The organism is Burkholderiales bacterium (genome assembly GCA_015075645.1).
In the GTDB taxonomy this organism is placed as follows: Bacteria; Pseudomonadota; Gammaproteobacteria; order Burkholderiales; family Casimicrobiaceae; genus VBCG01.
In genome coordinates this window covers 142,507-155,371 of the sequence record JABTUF010000003.1, presented here as the reverse complement: position 1 = coordinate 155,371, position 12,865 = coordinate 142,507, and the positions used below count along the sequence as shown (strand labels likewise).

The window sequence follows — 12,865 nt, the reverse complement described above, 5'->3', positions numbered from 1 at the left end:
TCCAACCAGGAGACGCTTCGATGTCCATGCTCATGCGCACTGCGAAGTCGAGACCCCTCATGTTCGCCGCGATCGCGGCCGCCGCGATCGCCCTCCCGGCATCGGCCGCCGCGCGCGACCTGATGATCGTCGGATTCGGCGGCGGCTTCCAGGACAATGCGCGCCCGCATCTGTTCCAGGGATACGCCAAGGCGACCGGGCAGACGGTGAAGGACGACGTCTACAACGGCGAGATGGCGAAGATCTATTCGATGGTCAAGGCGAAGGACGTGACCTGGGACGTCGTGATGGTCGAGGCCCCCGAGCTCGTCCGCGGATGCGAGGACGGCGTCTTCGAGAAGATCGACTGGTCGGTCGTCAAGCAGAGCAAGTTCATCAGCGGCGGCACGTCGCCCTGCGGGGCGGGCGCGGTGCTCTGGGGCGTGACGCTCTTCTACGACCAGAACCGCGTCAAGGACGGACCGGACACCTTCGCCAAGCTCTGGGACACGAAGACCTATCCGGGCAAGCGGTCGTTCCGCAACGGACCCAAGATGACGCTCGAGATCGCGCTCCTCGCCGACGGCGTCCCGCCCGCCGACGTCTACAAGGTGCTCGCCACGCCCGAAGGGCAGAAGCGCGCGTTCGACAAGCTCGACCAGATCAAGAAGGACATCGTGTGGTGGAAGTCCGGCACCCAGCCGGTGCAGCTCGTCGGCAGCGGGGAGGTCGCCTACGCCGTCGGCTACACCGGCCGGACCGCGCGCGCGATCGAGGGGGGCGCCAAGTATCCGCTCCTGTGGAAGACGCTCCTCTACTCGGTCGACTACTGGTCGGTCGTCAAGGGCTCGCCGAACGCGAAGGAGGGCATGAAGATGATCGACTGGATCACCGATGCGAAGCCGCTCGTGGCGCTGTCGGAAACCTGGGCGGTCTCGCCGGCCAACGCCGAAGCCGCCGCCAATCCGAAACTCCGCGAGAAGAATCCCGCGATGCTGTCCGCGCACGCGTCGCAGGGCCTCTTCATCGACACCGAATTCTGGGTCGCCAACGGCGACGACCTCGAGAAGAAGTTCAACGCCTGGATCGCCAGGTAGTCGATGGCGACACGGACGAACGCCGCGGCGGCGGTGCTGATCGCTCCGCTCGCGCTCCTCGTCGTCGCGACGTTCGTCGTTCCCCTCGCCGTCGCACTGTACACCGCGATCGCCAATCCGGAAGTCCGGGAAACGCTGCCGCGCACCGCGGCGGCGCTCGCGACGTGGAACCGGGAGGGACTCCCCTCCGAGGCGGCGTTCGCCGCCGTCTCCGCCGAACTCGCGCGGGCGCAGGAGCGTCAGACGATCGGTCCGCTCGCGCGTCGGCTCAATTTCGAGCAGACAGGGCTGCGCGCGCTTCTCCTGAAGACCGCGCGCGCGCACGGGAGTCTCTCCGCTCCGTATCGCGACGCGCTCGCGGGGCTCGACGCCCGCTGGACCGATCCGTCGGTCTGGCGGCTGATCCAGCGCAACACGTCGCCGACGACGGCGCTGTACCTGCTCCGCTCGGTCGACCTGACGCTCACGCCGGTGGGCGACATCGCGAAGTCGCCCGCGGACGAAGCGATCTTCCTGCGACTGTTCGGCCGCACGTTCGAGATCAGCCTCTGGGTCACCGTCCTCTGCGTGCTGATCGCCTATCCGGCGGCGTACACGATGGCCCGCCTGCCGAAGCGTCAGGCGCACGTCGCGCTGACGCTCGTGCTCGTTCCGTTCTGGACGTCCATTCTCGTCCGGACGACCGCGTGGTTCATCCTGCTGCAGCGCGAAGGTCCGGTGAACGCATTGCTGCTCGCGCTCGGCCTCGTCGACGCCCCGATCGCGATGATCTTCAACCGCTTCGCCGTGTACGTCGCCATGGTGCACGTCCTGCTGCCGTTCGCGATCCTCCCGCTCTACAGCGTCATGAAGGGGATCGATCCCGCGTACCTGCGCGCGGCGGCCTCGCTGGGCGCTTCACCGTGGCGGCGTTTCGTGCGCGTCTATCTGCCGCTGTCGATGCCGGGCGTCGCGGCCGCCGCGTTGATGGTTTTCATGCTCGCGGTCGGCTTCTACATCACGCCGTCGCTGGTCGGCGGACCCGACGACCAGATGGTGAGCACGTTCATCGCGTTCTACACGAACAACACGATCAACTGGGGCATGTCGGCCGCGCTCGCGACGCTCCTGCTCGCGGCGACGGCCGCGATCGTCGTCGTCGCGCGTTACGCCCTGCCCGGCGTGACCACCCGGGGGCTCAGGGCGTGAGCGACGGCGTGCGGGGACGGGGACCGGCGCGATTCCTGCTCGCGATGACGACGCTCGCGGTGCTGGCGTTCCTCGTCGCCCCGATCGCGGTGGTCTTCCCGCTGTCGCTCTCGTCGGGCGAGCTCCTGACGTTGCCGGTCCCCGGCTACTCGCTCCGCTGGTACCGCGACTTCTTCACGAGCGACCAATGGCTGCTCGCGACCAGGAACAGCTTCGTCGTCGGCATCGCCACGGCGTTCGTCGCGACGTCGCTCGGCACGCTCGGTGCGCTGGGCATCTTCCTCGGCCGCTTCCGCGGCAAGGCGCTGCTCGTCGGGATCCTGGCGACCCCGATGGTCGTGCCGGTCGTCGTCACGGCCGCGGCCGTCTACTTCGCGTTCGCCCTCGTCGGCCTCAACAACACGCTGACCGGACTCGTGCTGGCGCACACGGTGCTTTCGGTGCCCTACGTGCTCATCACCGTCCTCGCGACGTTGCAGACCTTCGATCGCAATCTGCTGCGCGCCGCCGCGACGCTGGGCGCCCCGCCGCACGTCGCCTTCCTTCGCGTCGTGTTGCCCTCGATCGCCCCTGGCGTCGCGACCGGCGCGCTGTTCGCGTTCGCAACGTCATTCGACGAGCTCGTCGTCGCCCTCTTCGTCGCAAGTCCGGCGCAGTTCACGCTGCCGCGCCAGATGTTCGCCGGCCTGCGAGAGTTCCTGAGCCCGACGATCGCGGCGGCCGCCGTGCTGCTGATCGGCTGCTCGATCGTCCTCCTCGCGCTGAACGAATGGGTGCGCGCACGGGCGACGGGCCGCGCGCTCCCGTCCGCCACGACGGAACAGCGCGGCTGACCTCCCCGCCCCTCCAGACCGGTTCCCATTCGATGACCTCCGCTTCGCGGGAAGACACGCCGATCGTGCGTTTCGACGGCATTTCGAAGAGCTACGACGGGCGGACCGACGTCGTGCGCTCCCTCGATCTCGCGCTCGCGCGCGGCGAGTTCCTCACCCTGCTCGGCCCCTCCGGGTCCGGCAAGACGACGACGCTCATGATGCTCGCCGGCTTCGAGGAGCCGACCCGGGGCACGATCTCGATCGAGGGCCGCCGAATCGACAACGTGCCCCCGCACAAGCGGGGCATCGGCATGGTGTTCCAGAACTACGCGCTGTTTCCCCACATGACGGTCGCGGAGAACCTGGCCTTCCCGCTGCAGATGCACGGCGCCCCGCGCGCCGGCATCCGTGACCGCGTCCGGCGCGCGCTCGACATGGTGCGGCTGCCGGACCTCGGCGATCGGCGGCCCGCGCAGTTGTCCGGCGGCCAGCAGCAGCGTGTGGCCGTCGCCCGCGCGCTCATCTACGAGCCGAGGATCCTGCTGATGGACGAGCCGCTCGGCGCGCTCGACAAGCAGTTGCGCGAGCAGATGCAGCTCGAGATCAAGCACCTGCACGAGAATCTCGGCCTCACCGTCGTGTACGTGACGCACGACCAGTCGGAGGCCCTGACGATGTCCGACCGGATCGCGGTGTTTCACCAGGGCGTCGTGCAGCAGCTCGCCACGCCCTCGGAACTGTACGAGCGACCGACCAATGCGTTCGTCGCCGCGTTCGTCGGGGAGAGCAACCGGCTCGACGGCACCGTCGTCGCGCGCGACGGCGAGGGGTGCAGCGTCCGGATCGCGGACGGTTCTACGCTCGCGGCGACTCCCGTCGGCGATCTCGTGACCGGTGCCCGCGTCGTGCTGTCGGTTCGTCCGGAATCGATCCGCCTCTTCGCGGCCGACGGCGCCGCGAACCGGCGCAGCGCGAGCGTCATCGAAACGATCTACCTGGGCGACCATGCGAAGGTCCGAGTCGCGGTCGGGGGCGCGGCGGCGTTCATCGTCAAAGTCGAAACCCGAGAGGCGGCGGGACTCTCCCGCGACGCCGCCGTCACGATTTCGTGGGACGCCAGCGCGTGCCTGGCCGTCGCGCCCGATCCGCGATAGCCCCGCGCTCCAGAGGAGGTACCGATGCCCGATGCCCACGATTCGCACGACGGCGCAGCCCGCGCCGGGACGCGCTCGTTCGCCGGTTCGTTCGCCCATCGCGAGCGGGCTTCGCGTGTGCTGCCGCGCGGCGTCTCTTCCACGCCCCGGGCATCCCAGCGTCCGGTCGCGCTCTCGCTCGCCCGCGCCGAAGGCGCCCGCATCTTCGACGTCGACGGAAACGAGTACGTCGACTTTGCACTGGGATACGGTCCGCTGATCCTCGGCCACACGCCGAAGGTCGTTCGCGACGCCATCGAGCGCGCGCTGGCGTCGGGCCTGCGCAGCGGGTCCGTGCACGCCGCCGAGGTCGATCTCGCCGAGCGGATCGCGCGGCACGTGCCCGGCGCCGGGTTGTCCGCGTTCCTGTCGACCGGCACCGAAGCCTGCCAGCTCGCGCTCCGGATCGCGCGCGCCGGAACCGGACGGCTGCCAGTCGTGAAGTTCCGCTGCCACTACCACGGCTGGTCCGACGCGATCGACACGGCCGGCACGCCGGGCAACGACGGTCCGTCGACCGGCGGACAGGATCCCTCCGCGCTCGAGCACGTCGTCGTGCTCGACTGGGGCGACGGCGACGCGCTCGAGCGCGCGCTGCGTTCGCCGGTCGCCGCCGTGATCATGGAGGCCGTCGCGATCAACGCCGGCTGCTTCGCGCCGCCTGCGGGATTCCTCGAGCGCGCGCGCGCGCTCACGCGCGCGAGCGGAGCGATGCTGATCTTCGACGAAGTGATCACCGGATTCCGGCTGGGACTGGGCGGAGCGCAGGCGCTCCACGGCGTGACGCCCGACCTGACCGTGCTGGGCAAGGCCCTGGGCGCCGGCCTGCCGATCAGCGCGGTAACCGGTCCGGCGTCGATGATGAAACCGATGGTCGCGGGCTCGGTTTCGCAGCGGGGCACCTACAACGGCAACCCGTTGTCGACGGCGGCGGCGATCGCCTGCGTCGATTGGCTCGGCGAGCACGGCGCCGATGTCTATCCGCGGATGGAGCGCTACGCGACGGCGATCGCCGACCGGGCCCGCGACGCCGCACGCCGGCAGGGTACGCCGGTCGCGGTCAACCGCATCGGTTCCTGCGTGCAGCTCCTGGCCGGCGACACGACGATCCCGACGCTCGCCGACCTCCCGCGAGCGAGCCGGGAAGGCACGCTCGTGCTTGCCGAGTCGCTGATCCGCCACGGTGTCGCTCCGCTGCCGCGCGGACTCATGTACCTGTCAGCGGCGCACACCGAGGTCGATATCGAACGGACGCTCGCCGCCATCGACGCGGCGTTCATCGCCTGCGCGCCGTCGTTGTCACGGGCCGTCGAGACCGAGCGGGCGGGGCGTCGCTGACCGGGGTCCGGAGGTACGCGCGCGAGGCGCGATCTCCGAGCGTCGCGGCCCCACGGGGGAAGGTATCGAGCATGGAGTCGGAGCGGACGGGACGCGCAGCGCTGCCGAGGCGGCGACTGCTGCTGGCGATTGTCGTGCTCGCCGCCTCCGTCGGCGTTGGCGTCGCGCGAGCGCAGCAGGGCACGAGCGTCGACGCGCCGTCGCGTGGGGAACGCTCGCGACCGCGCGCCCACGCCCTCCCCGCGGCGCGCGATCTCGCCGCCGACGGCGCGACGGCCCGCGCGCGCCGCATCCCGATCCTGATCCTCTTCGACCGTGACGACTGCCCGTACTGCGAGCGCGCGCTGCGCGAACACCTGGTGCCGATGAGCCGCGAGGCGCCGTGGCGCGACGACGCGCTGTTCCGGCAGGTCGAGGTCGACCGCGACGACCCGGTCGTCGGCTTCGACGGTCGCCCGACGACCCACCGCGCGATCGCTTCGCGCTTCGATGCGAAGTTCACGCCGACCATCGTCGTCGTCGGCAGCGACGGCAAGGCGCTCGCCGATCCCGTGGTCGGCCTGCTCACGGCGGACTTCTACGGCGCGTACCTCGACGCGGCGCTGAAGCAGGGACTCGCGACGCTGCGGCGCTGAGCGCGGCCCGGCCGGCGCCCGGCGTCCGCGAGGACGAACGCGACGCCTTCGCGGTCGATCGCGTCCTCGATCGACGCGACGTCCTCCGTTGTCCTATGATAGCGCCGTCCTCGACAGGACCGGATCCGCGACCATGCACCTCGTCATCACCGGCGGCGCAGGTTTCCTCGGCCGCAAGCTCGCCGCGGCACTCCTCGCGCGGGGTACGCTCGCGGGTGCCGACGGCCGTGCGCGAGAGCTTTCGCGCCTGACGCTCGTCGATCTCGCGCCGGCGTCGGGCATCGACGATCCGCGCATCGCGTCGCTCTCCGGCGACCTCGCGGATCGCGCGCTACTCGACGAAGCGTTCGAGCGCGGCGTCGACGGCGTGTTCCATCTCGCGGCCGTCGTCTCCGGAGAGGCGGAGGCGAACTTCGACCTGGGCTGGCGGGTGAACGTCGACGCGACGCGCGTGCTGCTCGAACGCTGCCGCGCGCTCTCCGCGCCGCCCCGCTTCGTGTTCGCGAGTTCCTGCGCGGTCTTCGGCGGCCCGTTGCCCGAGCTTCTCCCCGACGACCAGGCGCTGATGCCGCAGTCGTCCTACGGCGCGCAGAAGGTGGTCGGCGAGCTCCTGGTGCACGACTACGCGCGCAAGGGCTACATCGACGGCCGCAGCCTGCGGCTGCCGACGGTCAGCGTGCGGCCGGGCAAGCCCAACCGGGCCGCGTCGTCGTTCGCGAGCGGCATCGTCCGCGAGCCGCTCGCGGGCGTCGAGGCACCCTGCCCGGTCGGCCGCGACACGCGCATGTGGCTCGTCTCGCCGCGCACGATGATCGACAGTTTCATCGTCGGCTACGACGCCCCGGCCTCCGCGCTCCCGGCGTGGCACAGCGTGAACGTCCCCGGCATCTCGGTCACGGTCGGCGCGATGGTCGACGCCCTGCGCCGGGTCGCCGGCGACGCCGTCGCCGATCGCGTCGTGTTCCGCCACGACGAGGCCGTCGACCGCATCGTGCGCACCTGGCCGCGCGCCATCGAGACCACCGCCGGCCGCGCGCTCGGCATGCGCTCCGACGCGGATTTCGAGGCGATCGTTCGGCAGTACGTCGAGCACGACATGCCGAGGTAGCGCTCGCGCGTGGACGCCATCGACCCGCCGCGTCGCTACGACCCGCTCGCGATCGGCCAGGTCGTCGCGCGCAACATCGTGCCGGTCGTCGGCATCCTGGCGTTCGGCTGGTCCGCGGCCAGCGTGCTCGTGCTCTACTTCATCGACACGCTGCTCGCGATGGCCGTGATGTTCGCGGGACTGGCGTCGCACTTCGGAAGGCAAGCGTCCGACGGGACCGCCTCGCGCATCAACAGCGAGGCGGGTGCGATCCTCGTCGCGGTCTTCCTCACCGCGATCGTCGCGGTGCCGATCGGCATGCCGCTCCTGTTCGTCGGCGCGATGTCCGGCTTCGAGGGCTTTCGCGAGCTGTGGCGCGACCCCGCGTTCCTGAGCGGGGCCGCCTGGCAGGTCGCCGCCGCCGTCTGGTCGTACGCCGGCCTGTGGCGCGAACTCGAGGTCCGCTCGCCCGACGAGCTCAGGCTCAAGCAACGCTTCGGACTCGTGTTCGGACGCTGGATCGTCGTGCTGTTCGTCGTCTATTCGCCGATCTCGGCGCTCGCCGGTCGCTACCTCCCTCACCTGCTCGTCATCGTCTACGCGGCGACTTCGATCTTCGTCGAGGTCGCGCCCGGCCGGTTCCTGCGCCTGATGCCCGGCGGCGACGCTGCGGGGGAGCCCGACCCGGACGCATCGAAGGCGCCGCACGCTCCGATGGACGTCGCGAGCGGCGCGGCGGCCGCCCGCAGGCGCAAGCGGCGCGACCGCCGATGACTGCCCGCGTCAGGCGAGCGCAGGCTCGACCGTCGCGAGCGCCTCGCGCAGCAGTTCGGGACCGGCTCCGCGCAGGCGCGCCGCGTCGGAGAGCAGTTGCCGGTAGCGGCGCCCGCCGGAGACCCCGTGGTAGAGCCCCAGCATGTGCCGCGCGATCGCGCGTAGCGGCGTGCCCCGCGACGCCTGCGCGGAAACGTAGGGCAGCATCGCCTCGACGACCGCCGCGCGCATCGGCGGCGGCGCGTCGTCGCCGAAGAGCCGCGCATCGACCTGCGCGAGGAAGTAGGGGTCGTGGTACGCGGTGCGCCCGAGCATCACGCCGTCCACCGACGCCAGCTCGGCCTCGATCGCCCTCCAGTCGGCGAGACCGCCGTTCAGCACGATCGTCGCGTCGGGGAAGTCGCGCTTCAGCCGATGGACGACCTCGTAGCGCAACGGCGGCACCTCGCGGTTCTCCTTCGGCGACAGTCCCTTCAGCACCGCATTGCGCGCGTGCACGATGAACGTGCCGCAGCCCGCGTCGCGGACCGTGCCCACGAAGTCGCGCACGAAGCCGTAGTCGCGGTTGGCGTCGAGGCCGATGCGGTGCTTGACGCTGACCGGCAGCGCAACCGCGTCACGCATCGCGCGCACGCAGCGGGCGACGAGCTCGGGTTCGGCCATCAGGCAGGCGCCGAAGCTGCCGGTCTGCACGCGCTCGGACGGACAGCCGCAGTTCAGGTTGATCTCGTCGTAGCCCCAGCGTTCGCCGAGCCGTGCCGCGTGCGCGAGGCTCCGCGGATCGCTGCCTCCGAGCTGCAGCGCGACCGGCGACTCGGACGGGTCGAAGTCGAGGTGCCGCGGCACGTCGCCGTGCTCGAGCGCAGGCGCGGTGATCATCTCGGTGTAGAGCCGCGCGTACCGGGTGAGCCGCCGGTGGAAGTAGCGGCAGTGGCGGTCGGTCCAGTCCATCATCGGCGCCACGCAGAATCGCCACGGTTGCGCTCCCGTCGTCATGGCGGCGATTCTACCGGCGCCGGGGCGGGCCGCACCGTTGCACCGGTACGACTGTCCGGCGTGCATCGCGCGCGGCAAGCGGAAGTGCAGACGGTCACCGGTGTTCCGGTCATCGGTGCGCTAGACTCGGCCATCGAACGGCAGCGCGCGCTCCTCGACCATGCTCAACCGGCTGAAGGCACTCGTTCGCGGGCACGGCAAGTCTTCCCCCGGCGCCGCGGCGGACGCCGTTCGCGAAGCCGAGGCCGCGTTCGCGAGCGGGCAGCACGCAGCGGCCGAGGCGGCGTTGCGGCGCGCCATCGCGACCGCGTCGGCTCCTGCGGAACGAACGCGCGCCGAGCGCATGCTCGCAAGCATCCTGTCCGCGCGCGGAGATCGGCGCGGCGCGATCGAGGCGCTGCGTTCCGCGCTCGGAAACGGACATCCGGACGAAGAGGCGTGGAACGAGCTGTGTTTCCTGCTCCATCAGGAAGGGGACGCCGCCGGCGCGAGGGACGCCGCCACGCACGGGATCGCGGCCTTCCCGTCGTCGGCCGTCCTTCGCACGAGCCTCGGCAACCTGCACGCCCTCGGCGGCGACTTCGTGCGAGCCGCGGCGGCGTACGAGGAAGCCGTCTCGCTTGGACCGCCATCGGCGGAACTCTGCTACAACCTCGCCATCGCGCTCGCGAAGCTCGGCCGGCGCGCCGACGCCATCGAACGCTACCGGCAGGCGATCGCGATCGATCCGTCGCACGCGGCGGCGCACGTCAACCTCGCGAACGCGTTGCGCGAGGATGGCCGGACCGGCGACGCGTGCGCGCACTACGAGCGTGCAGCGAACCTGGCGCCGGACTCCGTTCTCGCGCACCTCGGCGCCGCGGGCGCATACCAGGCGTCGGGCGATCTCGACCGGGCGCTCGCATCCGCCGGGCGCGCGCACGCGCTCGCCCCCGGTGACGCGCGCGTGCTCACCGCACTGGCCAACGTGCTCCTCGAACGCGGCGACGCGGAGGGCGCGATTGCCCGCTACGTCGAGGCGCTGGAACGCAAGCCCGGCGACATCGACCTCCTGATGCGCCTGGGCAACGCGCATTTCCGGCGCGGCGACCGTGCAGGAGCGGTCGAACGGTACCGCGAGGTGCTGGCGATCGACCCGGCCAATCCGGTCGGGCACCTCGTCGATTCGCTCACCGGCGGCACGACCGAGCGCGCGCCCGACCACTATGTCGCACGCCTCTTCGACGAGTACGCAGACCGCTTCGACGCTCATCTCGTGAAGGAGCTCCGCTACGACATCCCGCGCCTCGCCGCAGACATGCTCGCCCCGCACGCGGCGGCGGCCGGCAGGCGCTGGGACGTGCTCGACCTCGGCTGCGGCACCGGACTCGTCGGCGCCGCGATCGAGCCGTTCACGCGGCGCATCGTCGGCGTCGACCTCTCGCCGGCGATGATCGCCAAGGCGCGCGAGACCGGCCGCTACGCGCGCCTCGAGGCCGGCGAACTGGTCGCGATGATGCGAGGCGAACCCGATGCGAGCTACGACCTCGTGACGGCGGCCGACGTGTTCGTCTACGTCGGCCGCCTGGACGACGCGATCGGGGAGATCGCGAGGCTGCTGCGCCCGGGCGGGTTCGCCGTCTTCTCGGTGGAGTCCCGCGACGCGCTGCCTGCCGACGGCGACGCGTCGGCGCACGGACGCGGATTTCGGCTGAACCGCAGCGGACGCTATGCCCACGCGCTCGCCTATCTCGAACGCCTGGCGCGCGAACACGGGTTCGCGTTCGCCGAGCGCCACGACGTCACGGTGCGCCTCGACCACGGCGAGCCCGTCGCGGGTTACCTCGTCCTCTGGCGCGCGGCCGGCGGGCCTAGCGCCCCAGCAGCGCCTTCGGCAGGAACGTCGTGAGCGGCGGCCACACCGTGCACAGCACGAGCACCCCGACGAGCGGAACGAGGTAGGGCGCGGTCGCGCGCGCCATCCGGTCGAACGGCACCTGCGCGACCTTCGCCGTGACGTAGAGCACCACGCCTACCGGCGGGGTGATGGTGCCAATCATCAGGTTCAGCACGAAGATCAGCCCGAACTGGACCGGATCGATCCCGAGCGCGAGCGCCGGCGGCACGAGGATCGGGATCAGCACGAGCATCGCCGCGAGCGCCTCCATGAAACAGCCGACGACGAGCAGCAGCAGGTTGACGATCAGGAGGTAGACGAGCGGGTTCGTCGTGAGGTGCGCGAGCGCCGCGCCGAACTCCTGCGGCAGGCGCGACACCGAGATGCAGTAGCCGAGCAGCGACGCGGTCATCACGAGCGCCATCACGACGCCGGTCGTCTCGACCGTGTCGACGACGAGCTTCGGCAGGTCCTTCAGCGCGAACTCGCGGTAGACGAACAATCCGAGGACGAGCGCGTACACGACCGCGACCGCCGCGGCTTCGGTCGGCGTGAAGATGCCGGAGAACATGCCGCCGAGCAGCACGGCCGGCGCCATCAGCGCCCAGAACGCGCCGCGGAACGCGAGCCACAGCACTCGGCCGCCTTCGAACGGGTGGCGCGGCAGGTTCTTGCGGATCGCGAGGTGGCGGACCATCACCATCAGCGCGAGCGCCATCGCGAGCCCCGGGACGACGCCGGCGAGGAAGAGCGCGCCGATCGACGTCTCGGCGGTGACGCCGTACACGATCATCGGCAGCGACGGCGGAATGATCGGGCCGATCGTCGCGGAGGCCGCGGTGATCGCTCCGGCGGTCTCGGCGTCGTAGCCTTCCTTCTTCATCATCTCGATCTCGACGGTGCCCAATCCCGCCGCGTCGGCGACCGCCGAGCCGCTCATGCCCGCGAAGATCACGCTGCCGAAGATGTTCGCCTGGCACAGCCCTCCGCGCATCCAGCCGACGACGCACTTCGCGAACTCGAAGATGCGCACGCTGATCCCCGACGAGTTCATCAGGTTGCCCATCAGGATGAAGAGCGGCGCGGCGAGCAGCGGGAACGAGTTCGCCGCCATCGCGACCTTCTGCGGGACGACGATCCCCGGAATGCCTGCCAGCACGAGGAACGCGAAGCCGGCGAGCCCCATCGCCGCGTAGATCGCCGGTCCCGCGAACAGGCTCACGAACCACGCGGCGAGGATGCCCAGCATCAACTCGATCACGCCCGCGTCTCCCGGCCCGTCCACCACGCGCGCGCGGCACCGCGCAGGTCCGCGAGCGCGTAGAGCCCGACCGCGATCGCCGCCACCGGGACGATCGCGTAGACCACGCCCTGCGAGAAGAAGAGAGCGGTGGTCTCGACGTCGGCGTTGCGCAGCGCGATCCGCCAGCCCTGCCAGGCGAGGATCGCCGCGAAGGCGATCGCCGCGAGCGCGCCGAGCCCGCGCAGCGCCGCCCGGCCCCGCGGTCCCGGCCGCGCGAGCGCCATGTCGATCGCGAGGTGCGAGCGCTTGCGCGCGGCGATGATCCAGCCGAGGAACGACACCCACACGAACAGGTAGCGCGCGAGTTCGTCGCTCCAGACGAGCGGATCGTCGAGGAAGTAGCGGAAGACCACCTGCGCGAAGACGCAGGCGAACATCCCGGCGAACGCGAGGACGGCGAGTCCGTCGACCACGCGGTCGATGCTTCGAGACGGCATCCTCGTTCCTCCTTGCGTCGCGTTGCGAACGCCGTCGGGCTGAAGCCCGACCCACACGCACTCCGCCTGTCGGGCTGAAGCCCGACCCACAGCCACACCGCCTGTCGGGCTGAAGCCCGACCCACGGCCCCTCCGCCCGTCGGGCTG

12 protein-coding genes are annotated in these 12,865 nt (G+C 71.0%); 9 read left to right on the top strand and 3 right to left on the bottom strand.

Features of this window, described 5'->3' with window-relative positions; genetic code table 11:
• The first annotated feature begins 59 nt into the window (after positions 1–59).
• The 8 genes from HS109_07610 to HS109_07575 all read left to right on the top strand — a co-directional run bounded on the left by HS109_07610 (position 60) and on the right by HS109_07575 (position 8,106).
• Positions 60–1,076, top strand: a complete 1,017-nt coding sequence (locus tag HS109_07610) for an ABC transporter substrate-binding protein (GenBank protein ID MBE7522236.1) — start codon at positions 60–62, stop codon at positions 1,074–1,076.
• Between the two features lie 3 nt (positions 1,077–1,079).
• A complete protein-coding gene (locus tag HS109_07605; GenBank protein MBE7522235.1) occupies positions 1,080–2,264 on the top strand; it encodes an ABC transporter permease in 1,185 nt (394 codons plus the stop codon).
• A gap of 44 nt (positions 2,265–2,308) precedes the next feature.
• Entirely contained in the window at positions 2,309–3,097 is a 789-nt protein-coding gene (locus tag HS109_07600) for an ABC transporter permease (GenBank protein ID MBE7522234.1), read from the top strand.
• 32 nt (positions 3,098–3,129) lie between these two features.
• Positions 3,130–4,233 carry an ABC transporter ATP-binding protein gene (locus HS109_07595; protein ID MBE7522233.1) on the top strand — a complete coding sequence of 368 codons (1,104 nt, stop codon included), beginning with the start codon at positions 3,130–3,132 and terminating at the stop codon, positions 4,231–4,233.
• Between the two features lie 24 nt (positions 4,234–4,257).
• Positions 4,258–5,610 (top strand): aminotransferase class III-fold pyridoxal phosphate-dependent enzyme, encoded by a 1,353-nt coding sequence (locus HS109_07590; protein ID MBE7522232.1) that lies wholly within the window; start codon positions 4,258–4,260, stop codon positions 5,608–5,610.
• Between the two features lie 134 nt (positions 5,611–5,744).
• Positions 5,745–6,245 carry a thioredoxin family protein gene (locus tag HS109_07585; GenBank protein MBE7522231.1) on the top strand — a complete coding sequence of 167 codons (501 nt, stop codon included), beginning with the start codon at positions 5,745–5,747 and terminating at the stop codon, positions 6,243–6,245.
• Between the two features lie 133 nt (positions 6,246–6,378).
• The gene (locus tag HS109_07580; protein ID MBE7522230.1) at positions 6,379–7,353 is read left to right on the top strand and encodes an SDR family oxidoreductase; all 975 of its coding nucleotides are present in this window, start codon (positions 6,379–6,381) and stop codon (positions 7,351–7,353) included.
• A gap of 9 nt (positions 7,354–7,362) precedes the next feature.
• Positions 7,363–8,106 carry a hypothetical protein gene (locus tag HS109_07575; GenBank protein ID MBE7522229.1) on the top strand — a complete coding sequence of 248 codons (744 nt, stop codon included), beginning with the start codon at positions 7,363–7,365 and terminating at the stop codon, positions 8,104–8,106.
• A 9-nt stretch (positions 8,107–8,115) separates the two neighbouring features.
• Here HS109_07575 and dusA read toward each other — a convergent pair whose 3' ends face one another.
• Entirely contained in the window at positions 8,116–9,102 is a 987-nt protein-coding gene (gene dusA, locus HS109_07570) for a tRNA dihydrouridine(20/20a) synthase DusA (GenBank protein MBE7522228.1), read from the bottom strand.
• 160 nt (positions 9,103–9,262) lie between these two features.
• Between dusA and HS109_07565 the strand changes: the two genes are divergently transcribed.
• A complete protein-coding gene (locus HS109_07565) occupies positions 9,263–10,990 on the top strand; it encodes a tetratricopeptide repeat protein (protein MBE7522227.1) in 1,728 nt (575 codons plus the stop codon).
• Here HS109_07565 and HS109_07560 read toward each other — a convergent pair.
• Together HS109_07560 and HS109_07555 are read right to left on the bottom strand one after the other, a co-directional pair.
• Positions 10,953–12,239 carry a TRAP transporter large permease gene (locus tag HS109_07560; GenBank protein MBE7522226.1) on the bottom strand — a complete coding sequence of 429 codons (1,287 nt, stop codon included), beginning with the start codon at positions 12,237–12,239 and terminating at the stop codon, positions 10,953–10,955. The two genes, HS109_07565 and HS109_07560, sit on opposite strands and share 38 nt — an antisense overlap.
• A complete protein-coding gene (locus HS109_07555) occupies positions 12,236–12,718 on the bottom strand; it encodes a TRAP transporter small permease (GenBank protein MBE7522225.1) in 483 nt (160 codons plus the stop codon). Before HS109_07555 ends, HS109_07560 begins: the two co-directional genes overlap by 4 nt.
• Positions 12,719–12,865 lie beyond the last annotated feature (147 nt).

Bases quoted from the DNA above. Each gene is read 5' to 3' on its own strand.
- HS109_07610 (MBE7522236.1), top strand. From the start codon at position 60: ATGTTCGCCGCGATCGCGGCCGCCGCGATCGCCCTCCCGGCATCGGCC.
- HS109_07605 (MBE7522235.1), top strand. From the start codon at position 1,080: ATGGCGACACGGACGAACGCCGCGGCGGCGGTGCTGATCGCTCCGCTC.
- HS109_07600 (MBE7522234.1), top strand. From the start codon at position 2,309: ATGACGACGCTCGCGGTGCTGGCGTTCCTCGTCGCCCCGATCGCGGTG.
- HS109_07595 (MBE7522233.1), top strand. From the start codon at position 3,130: ATGACCTCCGCTTCGCGGGAAGACACGCCGATCGTGCGTTTCGACGGC.
- HS109_07590 (MBE7522232.1), top strand. From the start codon at position 4,258: ATGCCCGATGCCCACGATTCGCACGACGGCGCAGCCCGCGCCGGGACG.
- HS109_07580 (MBE7522230.1), top strand. From the start codon at position 6,379: ATGCACCTCGTCATCACCGGCGGCGCAGGTTTCCTCGGCCGCAAGCTC.
- dusA (MBE7522228.1), bottom strand. From the start codon at position 9,102: ATGACGACGGGAGCGCAACCGTGGCGATTCTGCGTGGCGCCGATGATG.
- HS109_07565 (MBE7522227.1), top strand. From the start codon at position 9,263: ATGCTCAACCGGCTGAAGGCACTCGTTCGCGGGCACGGCAAGTCTTCC.
- HS109_07555 (MBE7522225.1), bottom strand. From the start codon at position 12,718: ATGCCGTCTCGAAGCATCGACCGCGTGGTCGACGGACTCGCCGTCCTC.